Raw genomic sequence first — 18,352 nt, forward strand, 5'->3', positions numbered from 1 at the left:
GCCGGGCAGAGGTGAGCGGCTACGGAGCGGAAGGCCGACTGCTGCCCACAGGAGCCGCCGCTGTTCCCTGCTTCCCTTCCCCTGCGGGAGGTTGGGCCGCTTCGCCGCCCAGGGCGTGGCCACTACCGGTCCCGCTTGGCGAACCACTCGGCCAGAGCGTCGGTGCAGCCGTGATACCACTCCTCGGGAGCCGAGTGGAAACCCGTAGGAGCCTTTCCGCCCGCCATGATCCGGTGAACGATGACCTTGCAGTTCTTCAGCAGTGTGTCTTGCACGGTCCCCTGTCCGGTGCCCGGAATCTCCAGCCAGATCTGATTGCGGGCCGGCACGGTCGTGGTGGTCGAATAGGCCTGGTCGTGGACACTGGGCGAACTCTCCCCGCCTGAGGACCCCGACTGCCCGCTGGTGCCTCCGTTCCACATCGCCCACCTGCCCGTTAAAGCACGACGTTGGGCCATGATCTTCGAGGCTCGACCCATGGTGGCTGCCTAAAGCCGTGGAGCCGACCGCCCCAGCCACAGAGGGTGTCTCCCACTTCATGCCCGCAGCCGCCGGGCGCGGCCAGCCGGGGCGGAGACAGGAGGCCGGCCGCGCCGCAGAGGCGGCGCGCGCCCGCGCCGTGCGCGGGCCTTGAACCCGTGAAGAAGGTTGTTACTCAGTAGTGGCTGTGATGCGCCACAAGGGAGCGTCGTATTGCTTCGGACGGCTGCTGATGAGCAACTGGCGCAGGTCCTCGCGCAAGGAGCCGTTGAGGTTCAAGGCTTCTGTGATGCGTCGGAACGTCGTGTGGGTGACTCCGCGGCTGTGGGCCTCGGCTTCGAACTGGTCGAGCTGGGACAGTACGGCCTCCGGGTCGAGCTGGGCCGGTGGCTGGTCCTTGAGCCATGCAGCCTTGTTGCGCTCGTAGTCGATTTCCGAGTAGCCGCAGATTTCGCGGCTGTGTGCCTCGACCTCGTCCAGGGTGGCGGTGGTCAGGATGGCGCGGGCCAACTGGTTGCGGGTGAGCGTCTCGTCCAGGTCGACTTCATGGACCGTCGGTCCTTCGTCGGTGAGGGGGACCGGGAGGCCGGCGTCTCGCATTTCGCATGTGCCGCGTACGCCTCGGGCTGTCGCCGCGAGCATCCCGGTTGCCTCGGAGGGGTGCCATTCCAGGACGGAGCTGATCGGCTCGACGTCCTTCGCGGTGAGGCTGTGGAGGAGCGGGCCGAGCATGCCGCGCAGTTCGTCGAGAGGTAGTTCGCCATCGAGGCCGGGGCCCGCCACCAGGAGGCGGACGGGGGCATTCACCTGGCAGCACGCGGCGAGGGTGAGGGCGTCGGCAAGCGGGCTTTTCAGCGTTGGCTCGTCGCCGCGGGCGAGGATGTCACCGCCCACGTCCAGCAGGTCGATCGACTCTGGTGAGAAGTGGTCAACCATCTCTTCGAGTTGGCGGGTGACGCCTTCGACCCCGTGGCGTGGATCGATCAACGCGAACCTGTGCCGGAGCTCTGCTGCGAGTCGGGGGAGAGTCGAACCCGCGGGAGCGATCGGGCGGGCCTCGGCCGGCACTGCCCAGACTGCTGGGGTGAGGGGCTGGAGGCCTGTGAAGTTGTCCGGTCCTCGGGGACCGGGTACCGGGTCGATCAGGAGGCGGTCCCAGGCGTACGTGAGGATCACCGCCTGGTCCTCGTCGCCGTAGAGGGCGGCGTGGATCATAGCGGCCGCGACTGCGTCACCCCCGCCTCCTGCTGCGACGATCAACCGCGTCATGCCCCCCAGCCTACGGCGTGGGGGGTGACCCCCTCGCTCTATAGTGGCTGGAGGCCATAGCCACTTTTAACGAGAAGCAGGCCTCAGCTCGGTAGCGGGGTGCCCGACTACTCGCCTGGGGCTCGCCTTGGGTGAGGAGGACTGATGCCGCAGATCGAGGAGGCTCAGCCGAAGTATCTCCAGATCGCGCACTACATCCGTGATCAGATTCTTCGGGGTGACCTGCGACCCGGTGACGAGGTGCCGTCCGAACGGCAGTTGGCGGCCGACTGGAAGGTGTCCCGGCCCACGGCTGCACGGGCGTTGGAGGCGCTGAGCCATCAAGGGCTCGTCGAGAAGCGCCAGGGATCGGGCACGTACGTGCGCAGCCTCGAAGTCAACCGGCGGGCTCGTGAGTTGTACGGGCGCGCTCGGCAGACCGGGAAGATCTACACGCCTGGCGAGTACGCCGTGATCACTTCTGCCGGTTGGCTGGAGGCACCGGATCACGTGGCTGAGGCGCTGGGCCTGGTCAAGGATCGCCGTGCGGTGCACCGCCGGCGGGTGACCAACAACCACGACGGGCCGATCACGCTCTCCACCTCGTGGTTCGCTCCGGAAGTCGGTCAGCGTGCACCGAAGCTCCTGGAGCCTGAGCGGATCCAAGAGGGGACGCTGCTGTACGTCGAGAACATGACCGGGCGGCAGGGGAGTTACGCGGAAGATCGCATCTGCGCGCGTGCGGCGACGGAGAAGGAGGCCGAAGACCTTCAACTTGCCGTCGGCTCCGCCGTACTGGTCGTGCACCACGTCGTCTTCGACCTCCAAGACCAGCCGTTGGAGTTCGCTGAGGCCACCTACCCGCCGCATCGCTGGGCGTTCGAGCAGGGCTACCCCCTCACCTGAAGGGGGACAGTATCGGTGAATGGCTTGCGTCTTCGAAGTGGCTAATGCCACCATCCAGTAAGTGGCTAAGGCCACTTTGGGAGGAGGTGCGGTGTGACGAGTCAGCGGCCGGATCAGGGCACGCACTTACCTTGCCGAGGTTGCCGAGGCGCGGCTGGAAGCGTGCCGGTTCGCGTACGAGCCCGGCGCTTGTCACCGCCGCCGATCGCACCCGCGTCACATCGAAGCGGCGCTGCCTCGACTGCGGTGGTAGCGGCAGGAAGTGAGCACCGGATGGCCTACATGATCGACCGCTACCCGCCTGAGGGGTCACCGCGTCTCGGGTCGATGACCTTGCATCCTGTCGCTGAGTCCGTGCCGCGGGCTCGGCGCTGGTTCCGCAAGTTCATCGCTCCGTACAACCCGGCCTGCTCCGTGGACGACTGTGTGTTGATGATCTCGGAGCTGGTGACCAACGCCATCGCTTACGGTCGGTCGGACGAACCCTGGCTCGTCCGGGTCGAGTGGTTCCGTGAGGGGACCTCGCTCCGGGTCGACGTGCACAACCCCGGCTTGTCGGCGAACGTGCGGCTGCGGCATCCCGACGCTGATGACTCCCACGGGCGTGGGCTGCTGCTGGTCGATGCGCTGGCCGAGTCGTGGCATGCGGCGCCGAGCCGGTTCGGCGGGACCGTCGTCTCCTTCGTGATGGCCGATGCCTGGCCCGAAGGTGGGATCGCTTCGGCGGTGCGGTGAGCGGCGTGGTCCATGTCGCTTCACCTGCTGATCCCGAGGGGCTCCGAGGGGCTCGGTCGCGCGCCGGCTCGGTCGGCAGGAGGGGCCGTGTGCGGGGACCTCAGTCCCGTCGTGGCCTGCTGGCCAGTCGGTAAATGGCGTACGTCAGAGCCAGGATGAAGTCGGCGGCTACCCAGAACGCGACGATCAGGCCGACACCGATGGTGGTCCCGAGGTCGTTCGCGTCCTCGCACAGCTCAAGATTGTCACCCGTCAGGCCGCGGCATTCTTCGGGCGTGCCGCTGGAGGTCGCGGCACCCGTGATCACCCAGATCAGGAACAGGATCTGCACTGCGAGGAAGATCCAGAGGAAGATCCGGCGCCGCCTCCTGGGTGGGGGTGCCGTGCTTGTCTGCTGCGGGTGCTGAAGCGGGGCGGAGCCTTCAGGCCCCGGCCAGGGTCTCGGCGGTGGTAGTGCGCCTCCCGGGTCGCGTGGACCCCATGACTGCGGTTCCGGAGCGCGGTGCTTCCTGCCCATGACGCGCCCTCCCTCTGCTGCTGACTCCATAGTGCGCTCGGGGCGACGGGAGTGCTCGTTCGCCGGCGAGGGGCAAGCCGCCAGGGGATCGAGTGAAAGCAGGCTGTGCCTGAGGCTGGGGTTCATGCGCCGCACAAACAAAAACCCCCAGGTCTCTGACCTAGGGGTTCGCATGGAGCGGGTGACGAGAATCGAACTCGCGCTCTCAGCTTGGGAAGCTTGGGTTCTCGGCAGGCGGTTGCTTGGCTGAACTGCGTTGCAGCGGGCGCGGAGTCCGATTGATCAGCGGCCTGGTCCCCGCTATTCCCCGCACGATCTGGCACGTGTCTGGCACGGGCGCTGCCGTCAGCTCTGCGCCTCTGCCGCGAGCCACGGACTACTCGTGGTGGTTGCAGCCAGCAAGGCTTGTGCGAAGAAGCTCCAGCCGCCGCTGGCGGGCAAAATTGCGGCCAGCGTTGTTGTACCAGCCGTCCGCGTCGTCCATCCAGGCTGCCAGCACCTCACTCGCGAGGTCCGTGTTCTCCCTTGAGTGGCCCTCCTCGGTGTGGCTGCTGTGGAGGGTTCGGACGAAGGCAGCCAGGTTTCTGACAGGCACTGACGGCAAGTGTCTGACTTGCCGGGAACCGATGGAGCACTTGCACGTGTGGCGCCGACTGGAGCTTGTCAGCACAAGTGGCAACTCTGTCACCGTATGTCCCTCAGATAGCCGACGAGATTCGCCCTCTCGAGTGCAAGTCGGCTGCTAGGAGGTAGATTTTCAGCCGTCCGAGGCACCTAGGCTGCTCGATTGCGCCATCCTCTGTTGGTGAGCTGTGCCACATGGGTAGGCTGATCGAGGGGGTGGAGATCTCAATGGCAGAGCAACTGCGATTCGAACGGCCGCCAGTACATGCAGTGTCACTCGCACTGCTGTTTGACACGCTGCCGAAGCTGCAGACCTTGGATCTGGCTCAGTTGCGAGTGGATTGGCGCGAGGACTACCCGATTCTTCGGGAATCTACGCCTATGCCAGCATGGCAAGCCTCGGAGCAAGACGACGTGGAGTTCGTCAGGTCCGGCTTGTCTTGGCCCATGGCTCTCTGTTCGCTCACCACAGAAGCAGGGGACAGGGAAGTTAGGTTCCAGCAAGATCGGTTCGTTCTAAAGTGGAACCTCTCCGACGGAGAGAATTCCTACCCGGGGTATCAGGCGCTTAAAGCCGAACTTCTCGCTAAGTTTGATCAATTCTCGAAACTGTCGCAGTCGGTTTCGGGTGTGCTTCCACGAGTGAAGCGAGCAGACGTAACTTATACGAATAAGATCCCTGGTGTTTCTGCTCACCAAGCAATGGCGGGCGTTCTTACCGGGTGGAAATCTGAATCATCCTTCCCTTTCCGTGTTCCAGATTACTGCGGCTTCAGGGTTCACTACGACGAATCGGAACTGGATCCGCGGGTCGCGGTACTTATTGGTGTTGACTCTGCTGTGACGGAACCCTCGGACGGCGAATTCACTGAGGGTGCGTCTCTAATCATTGACGCGGAATCCCAAGTCGACACAGAAGATGACTTTACGGACCGTATGGATCGTGCCCACGAAGTGGTGGCAGGTGCTTTTCTTGAAGTCACCAGTGACGGGATGAGAAGTCAATGGGGGGAAATCAAGTGATCACGCAACCTGCGCGAGGGGGGAAACCCTTCACTGCTGCCCCCGCTCGGGACGCTGGCGTGTGGATGATTCGCCGTAACGACGCACGGCGTGGAACGTCCCGTGTGTTAGAGAAGCGAACCAAGCTCGAACTGCAGATGTATGTGAGCGGCAAGCTGCACGAACTTAGGACGCTGCCTCTGAACTGGGATGACGCCGGCGGTGAGCCTGCCTCGCAATCCGTCACCCATGTCGCTTACCGGACGCTCGACAGGATCTCGGATCATCGAACAGTTTTCCCCTTCATCACCCCTGGTGAGGACGGCTCCATCGTCTTTGAGTGGCGAGCTGGCCGTGAGAGGCTGGAGATCGAGTTCTTCCCAGGAGAGATGCCCTATATCCGCTACGCGGAGCCCTCTGGTGGCGCCAGGGTGAGCGGGTACTTGGGTGAAGAGGGGGTGGGAGTCGAGGCCGTTAGGAGGCTCCTTTCGTCCCTCTCGCTCCGTGTGTGGGTGGCGAATCCGGCCTGGAGAAGACTTTTTTCCTGAGGGTCGGTAGCTTGCGAGAGGGGGGCTCTTTGGGTTCGAGTGAAAGCGATATTCCGGATGACGAGATCATCTACCGAAGGATTCCTGATAAGCCAGACTTTCTAGCCCCTGATCTGATAACAGGGAAGAAGGCTCCTACTCACACGGCCTTCAAGTGGGATCCGGATGGCATCTCGGTGCATCGGAGCTCAATTCTGTCGGAGCACGACCTCGGCCCGCACTCGATGATCAAAAAAGAGGGTCAAGTTGTATACGGCTTCCCTGTTCAGGTAGTGCGCTCTTGTAAGGCAAAAGTTCTGGATGATCCGGACTTTGATGATCCCCCTATTGGGATCGCGCATGCTTTGATTCAGTGTGAGGTTCCCCGGCCGGATAGGCCGCGGAGGCGGGAGATATCCGAGGCGCTGGCTGAGGCCGCTGAGCGATGCTATCCGCCTGAGTGACAAGGTCGGTGGAGCGGCTTTGGGCTGGAGCTGCTTTGGCGCGAGTGATCATGGCCCCGTAAGCTTCCGGCGCGTCGGGCAGTCTGTGGACCTGCCCGCTAAAGCACGACGTTGGGGCCATGATCTTCGAGGCTCGCGCCAAAGTGGCTGCCTAAAGCCGTGGAGCCGACCGCCCCAGCCACGACGCACCCCTTCTCTGGCATCAAGTGGCTGATCGCTGTGCGCGCGGCGCGGGCGCCGGCCGGGCTGGAGCGGGGCGGAGACAGGAGCGCAGGCCCGGCCGGGGGCCGGGCCGCGCGCGGTGAGCGGAGCGAGCCGCCTTGAACCAGTAGAGAAAGTTGTAACTCAATCGGTCGGCTGGGGTCTGAAGGCATAGGCACAGGCCGGAAGTTCAGCGGCCTGCCGGTGTGCGAGGGGCAGGTAGAGCACTGGCCGGATGGTCCATGTGATGCGGAGTTGGGCGTGCTTAATGGTCACCGTGAACGGCTCGGAGCGTAGGAGAGCCCTTCTCGTCTCGGCACGGTCCTCGCGTAGCCATGCCCACGCTTCATCCGAGGCGTCTGAGTCGAGTGCCGGTGAGATGGTGCGGAGTGCGATGGCCACCCATCGGTCTGCTTGGGAGGCCGAGTACGCGTCGAACGATGCTCGTAGTGCCGGCGGTTCCGGCCTGGTGACGTGCTCGGTCCAGCACTCGCACCAGTAGCCGCGGACTGTCCCGCTCACGAGGCCGCTCCCATCGGGTGGGCGGTGAGGACGTAGTGGACGTTTTCGTCATGCAGGGTGAGTTGGTAGCCCGTTCCTGCGGTCATGTAGGCGAGGGCTCGTTCGTGCTCTGCCTCGTCGATCAGCCAGTGCAGTCCAGGCTGCGCGTACGCGGCGTCGAGCTGGTCGGTGATGTGGCGCGTGCGCTCCAGTAACCAGCGCAGGGCCAGGCGCGAGCTCGTGGTGTCGTGTGTCCCCAGGGGAATGGAGCTAGCCGCGTGCGGGGAGTAGGCGGCAGCCTGGCAACGGTATTGAAGGGGTCGGCTGTCCGCGTCCAGTGCTTCGGGATGCTGGGACGTCAACACTGGTTTCCCCCTGCCGTGCGGGCCTGGGTGAAGAGCTCCGCGGTGACCGTGTAGCCGCCGTGGCTGTCGTAGACGACGACCCGGTGTGCGAGCGCGCTGACCATGCCCAGGCCCCGGCCGTGCTCGGCCTGGTCGTCCTGGCGCTCGACCTTCGGTGCCGTGCCGGTGCCTCCCTCGTCGGTGACCGACAGGGCGACCACCTGCGGGGAGACCGCGAGTGCCAGATGGAAGCTGCCCGATTGCGAACCGCTCGCGGTGTGGAGGATGGCGTTCGCGCTCAGCTCGCTCACGATCAGCTCGGCGTCGTCGGCCAGGGGAGATCCGCGCAGGATGTCGCGGGTCCAGCGGCGGGCCCGGCTGACCTCTTCCGGGAAACCTGGGCAAGACAGTCCCCAGACCCGGGCTGTACTCGTATACTCGTGCATACAAGTTCCTTCATGCTGGTAGGCCGCCATGTGCAGCGGGTTCGGGCTAGACGAGTTTCACGCCGTCGTGGGCGCGGATGGCCGGCGGAGACATCGCGTCGAGTGCGTCAAGGACGCGGATCGCGTAGGCCTCGTCGGCAAGGTCGATGACTTCTTCGCGGGTGGCCCAGCGCAGTGCGCGGGTCTCGTCTCCGGTGGTGGGGGTGCCGTCGACTGCCTGACAGCGGAAGACGAGGGAGACGATCAGGCCCGTCATGTTCTTGTAGACGCCGGTCAGGGTTGCAGAGAGCTCGATCTTGATGCCGGTCTCTTCGAGAACTTCGCGCTGGAGGGCTTCGGGGATGGTTTCCTCACGTTCGAGGATTCCGCCCGGGGGCTCCCAGTGACCGTTGTCGCGGCGCTTGATCAGGAGGGCCCGGCCTTGGTCATCGACGATGACCCCGGCGACGCTCACGGAGTGCGGGCGTTTTGTGCTCACGTTCCTCGGCCCTCTCGGCTGACTAGGCTCTCCACCGTAGCAACAACACTCGCCCACTCGTCTAGATACCTAAAGGAGTACGCGTGACGTCTCTACCGAGCATTCTCGGCGGCATCGATCCGACCAGTGATCGTGCGGTCTTCCGGCAGATCGCCGACCAGCTGCGCGAGGCCATCGACCGTGGGCGATTCAAGGAGGGGGAGAAGCTGCCCTCCGAGGCTGAGCTGGTCGAGCACTACGGCGTTTCCCGGATGACGGTCCGCAACTCCTTCTCGGTCCTCCAGGGCGAGGGCCTGGTGCACGCCGAGCACGGCAAGGGCGTCTTCGTTCGGCCACGGCCCCCGGTGCGGCGGCTCGCCTCGGACCGGTTCGCCCGGCGCCACCGCGAGCAGGGCAAGTCCGCGTTCATCGTGGAGGCCGACGCCGCCGGCAGTCACCCGAAGGTGGACAGTCTGGAGGTCAAGGAGGAGAAGGCCAGTCAGGACATCTCCACCCGCCTCGGCTCCGTGCGGCGCGTGCTCGCCCGGCGTCGTCGGTACCTGCTCGACGGACGGCCGGTCGAGTTCGCCACCTCCTACCTGCCGCTCGACATCGCCCGCGGCACGCAGATCGCCGAGCCGAATCCCGGCCCCGGCGGCATCTACGCCCGACTCGAGGAGCTGGGCCACCAGCTCGACCACTTCGAGGAGGAGATCCGGGCCCGGATGCCCTCGCCGTCCGAGGTCAAGACGCTGCAACTCGCTTCGGGCGTGCCGGTGATCCACCTGATCCGCACCGCCTTCGACGCGGCCGGACGAGCCGTGGAGGTCTGTGACACGGTCATGGCCGCCGACGCTTACGTCCTCTCCTACCAGCTCCCGGCGAACTGATCGGCGGTGCGCGAGGCCACTCCCCCGGACTCGTACACCCCGACACGCATACTCGTATAGACGAGTGGGCAAATGGTGTGGCAGAGCGGTCGACGTTCCCGGCGTCACCGGGTTCGAAGACTGCATCTTGTCTAGACGAGTAGATGGGAAGAAGCCTTGCGCACCATCCGTGTGGAGACCTCGGCCGCGACGATCCTGCTGACCGAGGCGCCCGAACCCAAGGTCCGCGACCGGCAGACGGGCGAGATCGCCAAGGACGCCGTCAGCGGTGAGGCCCTGATGACGATCGGCGTCGTCTACATCGAGGAGGGGGAGTCGTCCCTGATCAGGGTGACCGTCCCGGAGAGCGGGGTGGCGGAAGGGCTCGCCCTCGGCGCCCCGGTCTCTCTGCCGGGCCTGGTCGCCCGGCCGTGGGAGAGCGTCTTCAACGGGCAGCAGCGGCACGGCATCGCCTTCCGGGCCGCCGCCGTCACTCCGGCCGCTTACCCCGCCTCCGTGGGGGCTGCGGCCTGATGACCGATCTGGCAACGCTGCTGGAGGTGGGTGGTCCCGTCGCCGCACTCGGCGGTGGGGCCGCCTACGCCCGGGCCAAGCACCCCGAGGTGTACTGGTCCACCGTCGGCTTACCGATATCCACGGTCCGGCTGCTCAGCTCCTACAGCTCGGTCATGGAGGCGTGCGGTCTGACTGTCGCGCCCTCCCGGCTGCGGGTCTTGGCGGTCAAAGCCACCACCCGCCGTGAAGTCCGGCCCGTACCGCCGCGTCGGGGGATCATCTGGCCGACCACGACGGGGCTGCGGGTCCGCCTGCGGCTCGCCCCAGGCCAGGAATCCGCCGATGTGGCCGCCTCCGCCGAACGGCTTCGGCACGCCTGGGGCGTCCACGCCGTCTACGTGAGCACGATCAAGCCGGGGGTGGTGGAACTGCGGCTCGTCGGCTTCGACGTACTGCGGAAGGTTCGTATGCCCCGAAAGCTCCACCCGGACCTGCTGCGGGTGCCGGTCGCGCTGCGCGAGGACGCCACTCCGTTCATACGTGACTACCGCACCGTGCCGCACCAACTCACCCTCGGCGCCACGCTGTCCGGCAAGTCCATGTATCTGCGTCACCTCGTCGTCGGCCTCGCCCGTCAGTCCGTCGCTCTGGTCGGCATCGACTGCAAGTGGGGTGTCGAACTGGCGCCCTTCGCTCCGCGCCTGTCAGCACTCGCCACCGACCCCGACCAGGCCGCCGAACTACTGCCCGTGCTTATCAAAGAAATGGAGGAACGATACGACCTGATCAAAGCCCGGCAAGGCGTCGCGCCGAGCACCCCGGACGAAGAGATCACCTCCGACATCTGGGGCCTGCCCGACCACGAACGCCCGGTTCCCGTCGTGCTGTTCGTCGACGAGGTGGCTGAACTCTTCCTCGTCGCCACGAAGAAGGACGAGGAACGCCGGGACGAGATGGTCACCCAACTCATCCGGCTCGCCCAGCTCGGCCGGGCCGCCGGCATCTACCTGGAGGTCTGCGGCCAGCGCTTCGGCGCCGAACTCGGCAAGGGCGCGACCATGCTGCGGGCCCAGTTGACCGGCCGCGTCTGCCACCGCGTCAACGACGAAGCCTCCGCGAAGATGGCGCTCGGCGACATCGCCCCCGAAGCGGTTGCCGCCGCCTGCGCCATCGCCCCCGAACGGCCCGGCCTCGCCGTTGCCGGTGACACTTCCGGCGGCTGGTCCCGCATCCGTACCCCGTACCTCTCCCTCGGCGACGCCGCCGAGACCTGCCGCGCGTCGGCCCACCTGGTCCCCGACCTGCCCGCGCTCAAGCCCTTCCGGCCCGACGTGCCCGTACGGCCGACCGTCGAGACTCCGAACCCGGTCGTACGCCCCCGGCCAGTGACCGACTGATTCTCGGCCGCACGTATCCCCGGTCGGCGTGACCGCCTCGCGCCACGTCCCTACCCCTCCCATGCCTGAATCCGGAAGGAGCCGCAGCATGCGCGCCCACCTGGCCCGCGTCGACGCGGTGCTCGTCCAAGCGGTCATCGCCGCCGCGCTGTCCTTCGCCCACCTGCACGACGTCGCCTCCGTGGCCGGACAGGACGGGTGGAAAGCGTGGGCCTACCCGATCAGCGTTGACCTGCTGCTCGTCGCAGCCTGGCGCCGACTGCGCTCCGGGGAGGCGAAAACGGCCGGGTGGTGCTGGTTCCTGATCGCCCTCGCCGCATCCCTCGGCGCGAACATCGCAACCGCCGGACTGCTCGACCTCGACCACGTACCGGCCTGGCTCCGCATCCTCGTCGCGGGCTGGCCCGCGGTCGCCTTCCTCGGCGGAACCCTTCTCGCCCACTCCCCGCCGGCATCGCACCACGAGACCAGTGACGCCCTGGACGGAGAGACGTCCGAGGAGATCGAGGGCCAGGAGGACGCCGTCCTCGACCTCGCACCGGAACTCCCGGCGCCTCCGGCAGTCGATCCGGTACCGATTCCGGCAACGCCCACGCCTCCGGTTGCCGTCCCGACCGCTCTGGTCGAGCACGCCCGCAAGGTCGCCGCCGAGCACCACGCCCGCACCGGGACGGCCATCGACACCCCAACCCTGCGCGCCCGCCTCGGCGTCCCGCCGCCCATGGCCGACGCCATCGCCGCCCAACTCTGAGAGGAAACATCCACGTGAGCGCAAACCGCCGCTTCCGCTCCGTCACCCGCATCGGCCCCGTCCAGGTCGGCACGTCCTACGACGGCCGTGGCCGGGAGAAGCACACCGCCGCCTGTACGGCCCCGCGCTGTGGCTTCTCCGCCGACTACGACAGCCGTGCCGCCGCCGAACTGGCCGCCCGCACCCACCGCTGCCCCGCCCGCTGAAAGGACCCGCACACCGTGACCGTCAGCCTGCCGCTCGTCGCCGTCCTCGGCTTCTTCGCCTGGGGAGCGGTCAAGTTTCTCGGCGTCCGCACGTGGATCGTCGTCCTGATCGCCCTCTTCGGTTTCTGGCTCTCGCACACGTTCATGGCCCCGGCCATCGAGTCCGGTACGCGCTCCGGCGTGGACATCGTCAACGGCTCACATGACTAGACGAGTAGGTAAGGAGAGCTTCGCTGTGTTCCTGCCTAAGTACCCCGACAGCCCGACGCCGCCGCCCGCGTATCCCCACACAGTGGCCGACCAGGCGCCCGCGCGGCGTCCCGCCCCTCACATCTCCGTCAACACGGGAGCGGTTGCGGCCGTCCTCGTCGGCGGCGTCGTGCTGACCGCGCTCCTGGCCGCCGTCGCCGTCACGGCCATCTCCGTGGCCGTCGCCGCCGTGGTCCTGCGCTCGATGCTCCGCGACCAGCACCGCCACTGACACACCAGACCCCCGGGGCGGCCTCGATACCGCCAAGCATCCGCCGCCCCGGGGCCCTCTCCCTCCAGCCGAAACCAGAAGGAGAAGCCATCATTACCCGCGCCACTCCTCCTCCGCTCCACGAACTCGGTGAACTGGCCGCCCTGGGCACCATGCCCGCACTTCTACGCCAGCTCGCCGGCCTCGGCGGCTGCACCCACCCGATCCGCCTCGACGGCCACCGCACCGAATACGACCTGAACACCCGCACCGGCGAGATCGGCAACGTCCTCCACCACCTCGACTCCTCCAGCCTCCCGGCCGGTCACCTCCTGGTCCGCTGCAACAACCGCCGCACCACCCGCTGCGCGGCCTGCGCCGAGGTCTACCGCCGCGACACCTTCCACCTGATCACCAGCGGCCTGCGCGGGGGCAAGGGCGTCCCCGAACGCGTCGCCGCACACCCGCGCGTCTTCGCCACCTTCACCGCACCCAGCTTCGGCCCGGTCCACAACCGCCCCACCGGCCCGGCAGGTTCGGTCCGCCGCTGCCGCTGCGGCACGCTCCACGACCAGGACGACTCCGCACTCGGCGCCGCCCTCGACCCGGACACCTACGACTACGAAGCGGCCGTGCTCTGGAACGCGCATGCCGGTCCGCTGTGGCGGCGCTTCTCGACCTACCTGCGCCGGGAGGTCGCCAAGCGTGCCGGACTGACTCAGCGGGCCTTCCGCGAGTACGCCCGGGTGTCCTTCGCCAAGGTCGCCGAGTACCAGAAGCGCGGAGCCGTCCACTTCCACGCCGTCATCCGCATCGACGGCCCCGAGGGCGGCGACACCCCGCCACCTGCCTGGGCCACCGCCGAGCTGCTGACCGACGCCATCCGGTCGGCCGCTGCCGCCGCTCGCGTGGACGGCCCGGTCATCGACGGACGGGCCCACACCTTCGCCTTCGGCCGTCAGCTCGACGTGCGCACCATCCGCTCGGCCGACTTCGACGGCGGCCAGGAGCTGACCGAACGGGCTGTCGCTGCGTACATCGCGAAGTACGCCACCAAAGGCGCCGAGACCGCCACGGGAGCTCTGGACCGGCCGCTGAAGTTTCTCGCCGAACTCGCCCAGCTCGACATCAGCGACCACGCCCGCCGACTCATCCGCACCGCCTGGACCCTCGGCGCACGCAAAGACCTCGAACACCTCCGCCTGCGCGCCTGGGCCCACATGCTCGGCTTCCGCGGCCACTTCTCCACCAAGTCCCGCCGCTACTCCACCACTCTCGGCACCCTCCGCCACGCCCGCGCCGAATGGCGCCGCGCACAAGCCCTGGAAGCGGCTGAGACCGACCCGGACACGACCCTCGTCCTCGCGCACTGGATCTACGCCGGGACCGGCCTCACCGACGCCGAAGCCTGGCTCGCCGAAACCATCGATCCCGCTCCCGGAACGGAAGGAGAGCCCACACGTGGCTGAGCGCTATCTATCGGTCGGGCAGGTCGCCGAACTGCTCGGCACCACGGTCCGTTTTCCTCGGCGACTCATCGAGGAGCGGCGTATCCGCTACGTCAAGGTCGGTCGGCACGTACGTATCCCAGAGAGCGCCCTTGCCGAGTTCATCTCGTCTCATACGGTCGAGCCGATCCGGCGGCCTCGCGCTCGCTACGGGAGGGCTGCCTGATGGCCAACAACCGAGGCAGACGGCGCCGCTTCGGAGCAATCAGGAAACTGCCGTCAGGCCGCTATCAGGCTCGCTATCCAGGACCTGACGGTGTGATGCGTCCCGCTCCCTGCACCTTCGAGACGACGGCGGACGCAGATGACTGGCTCGCCGAGAAGCAGACCGAGATTCGCCGTGGCGAGTGGCGTGATCCCGACGCAGGCGCGGTGAGCTTCCGGGCCTACGCCGAGAAGTGGGTGGACGAACGGGAGCTCGCACCGCTGACGCAGGACCTGTACCGCTACCTCCTCGACAAGCACCTGTTCGCCTTCACGGACTTGGACCTGGACGAGATCACCGCACCCCGAGTCCGGGAGTGGCGGGCCGAACGGCTCCGGCTCACGGGCAAGACGATCACAGCCAAGGCGTACCGGCTCCTCAAGGCCATCATGGAGACGGCTGTGGACGACGAGCTGATCACGCGCAACCCGTGTCGCATCAAGGGTGCCGGTAAGGAAAAGGCTGCTGAGCGGCGCATTGCCACCGTCGCCCAGGTGGACGCCCTCGCCAATGCGGTCGGCATGCGCTGGCGGCTCATGGTTTACCTCGGCGCCTACGGTCCTCTCCGGCCCGAAGAGCTGGCCGGTCTCCGGCGCCGGGACGTCGACCTTGACCACTTACGGCTCCGAGTCCGCCTCGCCGAACCGGAGCGGATGAACGGGCGCCGCGTCCAGGGCGACACCAAGTCCGAGGCAGGCACCCGGACTGTGATTCTTCCCGCCTTCCTCCGCCGGGAGCTCCGCTGGCATCTGGAGTCGTACGCCGAGCCGGGCCCGGACGGGCTGCTCTTCGTCGGGGAGAAGGGGGCCCCCTTCCGGCGCAGCACCTTCGGGCGGAAGTGGCGGAAGGCCCGGGAGGTCGTCGGTATGCCGGAGGGGTTCCGGTTCTACGACCTGCGGCACACCGGGCACACCCTCTCCACCCGTTCCGGTGCCACCCTGAAGGACACGATGGTGCGCGCCGGGCAGTCGTCCGAGAAGGCCGCGCTGATCTATCAGCACTCCGACGAGGAGCGACAGAAGGAGGTCGCCGCCGGCCTCGACGTCACGGTCCGGAAGGCTCGCGAGGAGGCTGCCCGGAAGGCCGCCGTGAAGCCTTCTGGCACGGATCTGGCACGCGGCCAGTGATCACCCCGGACAGCAAAACGGCCCAGGTCTCTGACCTGGGCCTTCTTCGTGGAGCGGGTGACGAGAATCGAACTCGCGCTCTCAGCTTGGGAAGCTGATGTTCTACCATTAAACTACACCCGCGTAAGACGCCGACCCGAGTCGGTGTCCGAATGCTCGCCCACTCTACCTCATGCCAGGCCCCCGGTGTCCGCACCGCGGGGCCTGATGGTCTTTCAGGGATGAGATGCGGCTGCGGGGGAACGGAGTTGGGGCGTACCGTGTGGGCGTCGAGGAGGGGCCGGGCGGGATCGGAGTGCCGCCTGGAGGGCCGTCCCTTTGATCCCGTACTGTGGCTTTTGTCGTCAGGCGAGCAGCAGCCGGACGCGGCTCTTGGGGAAGGGACTCTTGGACTTGATGGAGCGCACCGTCGTCCGTTGTGCCGAAGGGCACGTGTTCACCACCGCTTCGTTCCCGATGCAGCAGGCCGAGCGGCTCGGCCCCGGGCGCCTGGTTCGGTGCCCGCGATGCGCGCGGCTCCGGAGCGTGGTGCCCGTCAGCTATCAGAAGCAGTAGGAGCACGTAGCAGCAGCAGCGCAGGCGCGCGGTGGTGTCCGGTTGCGGGCGCTCCGCGCGCCTTGCGTATCCTCGGGGCGTGCTTCTCTCAGACAAGGACATCCGGGCCGAGATCGACGCCGGACGGGTACGCATCGATCCGTATGACGACGCGATGGTGCAGCCGTCGAGCATCGACGTGCGTCTCGACCGCTACTTCCGGGTGTTCGAGAATCACCGGTACCCGCACATCGACCCCGCCATCGAGCAGAGCGATCTGACCCGGCTCGTGGAGCCGGAGGGCGACGAGCCGTTCATCCTGCACCCGGGCGAGTTCGTGCTGGCCAGCACGTACGAGGTCATCACGCTGCCCGACGATCTCGCCTCCCGGCTGGAGGGGAAGAGTTCGCTGGGGCGTCTTGGGCTGGTGACGCACTCCACCGCCGGGTTCATCGACCCCGGCTTCAGCGGGCACGTCACGCTGGAGCTGTCCAATCTCGCCACGCTGCCGATCAAGCTGTGGCCGGGGATGAAGATCGGGCAGCTGTGCATGTTCCGGCTGACCTCGCCCGCGGACTTCCCGTACGGGAGTGAGCGGTACGGATCGCGGTACCAGGGACAGCGGGGGCCGACCGCCTCCCGGTCCTTCCTCAACTTCCATCGGACCCAGGTATGAGCGACAGCGGCAAGAGTCCAGTGCGGGAGAACCTTTCCTACGAGAAGTTCGGCGTCGCCGTGCGCGAGCTCGCGCAGACGATCGCCGACGACGGCTACGAGCCCGACATCGTGCTCAGCATCGCCCGCGGCGGTGTCTTCGTCGCCGGCGGTCTGGCCTACGCCCTGGACTGCAAGAACATCCACCTCGTGAACGTGGAGTTCTACACCGGTGTGGGGACCACGCTGGAGATGCCCGTCATGCTCGCCCCCGTGCCGAACGTGATCGACTTCAGCCGCAAGAAGGTGCTGATCACCGACGACGTCGCCGACACCGGCAAGACGCTCAAGCTGGTGCGCGACTTCTGCCTCGACACCGTCGCCGAGGTGCGCAGCGCCGTCGTCTACGAGAAGTCCCACTCGCTCGTGAAGTGCGAGTACGTGTGGAAGCGCACCGACGAGTGGATCAACTTCCCGTGGAGCGTGGAGCCGCCCGTGGTGCGGCGGGCCGGGCAGGTGCTCGACGCCTGACATCCGGCGCCGTCATGATCCGGCGTCGTCATGATCCGGCGCCGTCATGAGAAAAGGGGCTCCCCGCCGGGAGCCCCTTCGTCTTGCGTGCGGTGTCTCAGACCGTGCCCAGCTTCACGATCGACAGCAGCGCGATCAGCTGGATCGCCGACCCGCCCAGGGCCTTCGGCCAGGGCAGGTCGTGGGAGCGGCTCACCATCAGGGTGAGCAGCGCGCCGCCCGCGATCCAGGTCGCCCAGCCCAGCAGCTGGACGAACGTGGCGTCGCCGCCGGCGAACATCGCGACGACCAGGCGGGGCGCGTCCGTGAGGGACATGATCAGCATGGAGAGGCCGACCGTGGGCTGCCAGGCGCCGTCGCCGCCGAGCTGGCGGGCCAGGGTGTGGGTGACCACGCCGAGGACGAACGCGCTCAGCACCATCGCGACGGCCGTCGTCAGGACGATGGGGATGGCGTTCGAGAGTGTGGCGTTTATCGCATCCGCGCGGGCGCCGTCGAAGCCGAAGACGGCGAGCAGGCCGTAGAGGAACGTGACGATCAGGGCCGGGCCCCACATCGTGTAGTCCCGCATCTGGAGGAACGTCTGGTTCGGGGCGAGGACGATCCCCCTCAGCAGGGCCTTCCAGTGCAGGCGCGGGCCGACCGGGCCGGGCGGCGGGGCGGCCGAGCCGGCGAGGTAGGTGTCGCCCTGGGTGTAGGGGTCCTCACCGACCGAGAAGGCCTGGGTGTGGCCCGGGTTGTTCGCCGCGTACGGGTCGTGCGGGCCCTGGGGGCCGGGTGGGTACGCGCCGTCGCCGAAGTACTCCGGCTCGCCCTGGCCGCCGTAGCCGCCGCCGGGGCCGGCGTTCGACTGCGGCCAGCCGGGGCCGCCGCCGTTGCCGTACGGCTGCTGCTGCGGGTACGGCTGCGGCGCCGGCGGGTAGCCGTACGACGGCCCCTGCGGCGTCTGCTGCCCGTACGGGGGGTGTTGCGGTCGCGTCTGAGGAGCGCCGTTGTTCCGGCCGCGTCCGATCCTGAATCCAGCCACGTCTTCGAACGTACCTGGTCCCGGGCAGTGGCGTGCCGGGCCCGGGCATCCGGGCCCGGCTTTGCGGCCGAGCTGTGACATCCCTTAAGGGACAGGGCCCTTGGGCGTCCGTGAG

At 67.4% G+C, this 18,352-nt stretch carries 25 protein-coding genes and 1 tRNA gene; 16 read left to right on the plus strand and 10 right to left on the minus strand.

The window, feature by feature from the left end:
- Positions 1-122 precede the first annotated feature (122 nt).
- The gene (locus CHR28_RS37810) at positions 123-275 is read right to left on the minus strand and encodes a hypothetical protein (protein WP_179272474.1); all 153 of its coding nucleotides are present in this window, start codon (positions 273-275) and stop codon (positions 123-125) included.
- A gap of 376 nt (positions 276-651) precedes the next feature.
- Positions 652-1,749, minus strand: a complete 1,098-nt coding sequence (locus tag CHR28_RS17605) for a DUF1152 domain-containing protein (RefSeq protein ID WP_094054590.1) — start codon at positions 1,747-1,749, stop codon at positions 652-654.
- 144 nt (positions 1,750-1,893) lie between these two features.
- Between CHR28_RS17605 and CHR28_RS17610 the strand changes: the two genes are divergently transcribed.
- Both CHR28_RS17610 and CHR28_RS17615 read left to right on the plus strand, forming a co-directional pair.
- Positions 1,894-2,634 carry a GntR family transcriptional regulator gene (locus CHR28_RS17610; protein WP_094054591.1) on the plus strand — a complete coding sequence of 247 codons (741 nt, stop codon included), beginning with the start codon at positions 1,894-1,896 and terminating at the stop codon, positions 2,632-2,634.
- A 273-nt stretch (positions 2,635-2,907) separates the two neighbouring features.
- On the plus strand, positions 2,908-3,369 hold the full coding sequence (locus tag CHR28_RS17615; protein ID WP_094054592.1) for an ATP-binding protein: 462 nt from the start codon (positions 2,908-2,910) through the stop codon (positions 3,367-3,369).
- 100 nt (positions 3,370-3,469) lie between these two features.
- Here the strand turns inward: CHR28_RS17615 and CHR28_RS17620 are convergent, their stop codons facing one another.
- Both CHR28_RS17620 and CHR28_RS39085 read right to left on the minus strand, forming a co-directional pair.
- Positions 3,470-3,700 carry a hypothetical protein gene (locus CHR28_RS17620; RefSeq protein ID WP_179272475.1) on the minus strand — a complete coding sequence of 77 codons (231 nt, stop codon included), beginning with the start codon at positions 3,698-3,700 and terminating at the stop codon, positions 3,470-3,472.
- 562 nt (positions 3,701-4,262) lie between these two features.
- Positions 4,263-4,574: a DUF7660 family protein gene (locus CHR28_RS39085; RefSeq protein ID WP_441351036.1), complete on the minus strand. Its 312-nt coding sequence runs from the start codon at positions 4,572-4,574 to the stop codon at positions 4,263-4,265.
- A 164-nt stretch (positions 4,575-4,738) separates the two neighbouring features.
- On the opposite strand from CHR28_RS39085, the gene CHR28_RS17625 reads away from it, so the two are divergent.
- Positions 4,739-5,533, plus strand: coding sequence for a TIGR04255 family protein (locus CHR28_RS17625; RefSeq protein WP_179272476.1), 795 nt, complete (start codon positions 4,739-4,741; stop codon positions 5,531-5,533).
- A 104-nt stretch (positions 5,534-5,637) separates the two neighbouring features.
- Complete coding sequence (locus tag CHR28_RS17630; RefSeq protein ID WP_094054594.1) at positions 5,638-6,060, plus strand: hypothetical protein; 423 nt, start codon at positions 5,638-5,640, stop codon at positions 6,058-6,060.
- A gap of 788 nt (positions 6,061-6,848) precedes the next feature.
- On the opposite strand, the gene CHR28_RS38385 is transcribed toward CHR28_RS17630, so the two are convergent.
- Genes CHR28_RS38385 through CHR28_RS17650 form a run of 4 tightly spaced genes read right to left on the minus strand, consistent with a single transcriptional unit; the run spans position 6,849 to position 8,449 of the window.
- Positions 6,849-7,226 carry a hypothetical protein gene (locus CHR28_RS38385; RefSeq protein ID WP_094054595.1) on the minus strand — a complete coding sequence of 126 codons (378 nt, stop codon included), beginning with the start codon at positions 7,224-7,226 and terminating at the stop codon, positions 6,849-6,851.
- Entirely contained in the window at positions 7,223-7,570 is a 348-nt protein-coding gene (locus CHR28_RS17640; RefSeq protein WP_094054596.1) for a hypothetical protein, read from the minus strand. The genes CHR28_RS38385 and CHR28_RS17640 overlap by 4 nt, the downstream gene beginning before the upstream one ends.
- Entirely contained in the window at positions 7,564-7,995 is a 432-nt protein-coding gene (locus CHR28_RS17645; RefSeq protein WP_094054597.1) for an ATP-binding protein, read from the minus strand. The genes CHR28_RS17640 and CHR28_RS17645 overlap by 7 nt, the downstream gene beginning before the upstream one ends.
- Before the next feature lie 46 nt (positions 7,996-8,041).
- Positions 8,042-8,449, minus strand: a complete 408-nt coding sequence (locus CHR28_RS17650; RefSeq protein ID WP_094054598.1) for an NUDIX hydrolase — start codon at positions 8,447-8,449, stop codon at positions 8,042-8,044.
- 107 nt (positions 8,450-8,556) lie between these two features.
- Here CHR28_RS17650 and CHR28_RS17655 point away from each other — a divergent pair, with 107 nt between their 5' ends.
- From CHR28_RS17655 to CHR28_RS17700, 10 genes are all read left to right on the plus strand, one after another.
- Positions 8,557-9,342 (plus strand): GntR family transcriptional regulator, encoded by a 786-nt coding sequence (locus CHR28_RS17655; protein ID WP_094054599.1) that lies wholly within the window; start codon positions 8,557-8,559, stop codon positions 9,340-9,342.
- A 156-nt stretch (positions 9,343-9,498) separates the two neighbouring features.
- Positions 9,499-9,855: an SCO3933 family regulatory protein gene (locus CHR28_RS17660; RefSeq protein WP_094054600.1), complete on the plus strand. Its 357-nt coding sequence runs from the start codon at positions 9,499-9,501 to the stop codon at positions 9,853-9,855.
- On the plus strand, positions 9,855-11,234 hold the full coding sequence (locus CHR28_RS17665; protein ID WP_094054601.1) for an FtsK/SpoIIIE domain-containing protein: 1,380 nt from the start codon (positions 9,855-9,857) through the stop codon (positions 11,232-11,234). The genes CHR28_RS17660 and CHR28_RS17665 overlap by 1 nt, the downstream gene beginning before the upstream one ends.
- An 88-nt stretch (positions 11,235-11,322) precedes the next feature.
- A complete protein-coding gene (locus CHR28_RS17670) occupies positions 11,323-11,985 on the plus strand; it encodes a DUF2637 domain-containing protein (RefSeq protein WP_094054602.1) in 663 nt (220 codons plus the stop codon).
- Positions 11,986-11,999: 14 nt separating this feature from the next.
- Positions 12,000-12,191: a mobile element transfer protein gene (locus CHR28_RS17675; RefSeq protein ID WP_094054603.1), complete on the plus strand. Its 192-nt coding sequence runs from the start codon at positions 12,000-12,002 to the stop codon at positions 12,189-12,191.
- Between the two features lie 15 nt (positions 12,192-12,206).
- A complete protein-coding gene (locus CHR28_RS17680; protein WP_094054604.1) occupies positions 12,207-12,401 on the plus strand; it encodes a hypothetical protein in 195 nt (64 codons plus the stop codon).
- A 25-nt stretch (positions 12,402-12,426) separates the two neighbouring features.
- Positions 12,427-12,672: a SpdD protein gene (locus CHR28_RS17685; protein ID WP_094054605.1), complete on the plus strand. Its 246-nt coding sequence runs from the start codon at positions 12,427-12,429 to the stop codon at positions 12,670-12,672.
- Between the two features lie 152 nt (positions 12,673-12,824).
- Positions 12,825-14,120 (plus strand): replication initiator, encoded by a 1,296-nt coding sequence (locus tag CHR28_RS17690; RefSeq protein ID WP_094054606.1) that lies wholly within the window; start codon positions 12,825-12,827, stop codon positions 14,118-14,120.
- The gene (locus CHR28_RS17695; protein ID WP_094054607.1) at positions 14,113-14,325 is read left to right on the plus strand and encodes an excisionase family DNA-binding protein; all 213 of its coding nucleotides are present in this window, start codon (positions 14,113-14,115) and stop codon (positions 14,323-14,325) included. The genes CHR28_RS17690 and CHR28_RS17695 overlap by 8 nt, the downstream gene beginning before the upstream one ends.
- Complete coding sequence (locus CHR28_RS17700; RefSeq protein ID WP_094054608.1) at positions 14,325-15,491, plus strand: tyrosine-type recombinase/integrase; 1,167 nt, start codon at positions 14,325-14,327, stop codon at positions 15,489-15,491. Before CHR28_RS17695 ends, CHR28_RS17700 begins: the two co-directional genes overlap by 1 nt.
- Positions 15,492-15,540: 49 nt before the next feature.
- Here CHR28_RS17700 and CHR28_RS17705 read toward each other — a convergent pair.
- Positions 15,541-15,614: transfer RNA gene (locus CHR28_RS17705), tRNA-Gly, on the minus strand.
- Positions 15,615-16,125: 511 nt separating this feature from the next.
- Here CHR28_RS17705 and dcd point away from each other — a divergent pair.
- Both dcd and CHR28_RS17720 read left to right on the plus strand, forming a co-directional pair.
- Entirely contained in the window at positions 16,126-16,701 is a 576-nt protein-coding gene (dcd, locus tag CHR28_RS17715; RefSeq protein ID WP_094054610.1) for a dCTP deaminase, read from the plus strand.
- Positions 16,698-17,210 (plus strand): phosphoribosyltransferase, encoded by a 513-nt coding sequence (locus tag CHR28_RS17720; protein ID WP_094054611.1) that lies wholly within the window; start codon positions 16,698-16,700, stop codon positions 17,208-17,210. Before dcd ends, CHR28_RS17720 begins: the two co-directional genes overlap by 4 nt.
- A 97-nt stretch (positions 17,211-17,307) precedes the next feature.
- On the opposite strand, the gene CHR28_RS17725 is transcribed toward CHR28_RS17720, so the two are convergent.
- Positions 17,308-18,318, minus strand: coding sequence for a Yip1 family protein (locus tag CHR28_RS17725; RefSeq protein WP_094054612.1), 1,011 nt, complete (start codon positions 18,316-18,318; stop codon positions 17,308-17,310).
- Positions 18,319-18,352 lie beyond the last annotated feature (34 nt).

The organism is Streptomyces sp. XY006 (assembly GCF_002237655.1).
Taxonomy (GTDB): domain Bacteria; phylum Actinomycetota; class Actinomycetes; order Streptomycetales; family Streptomycetaceae; genus Streptomyces; species Streptomyces levis.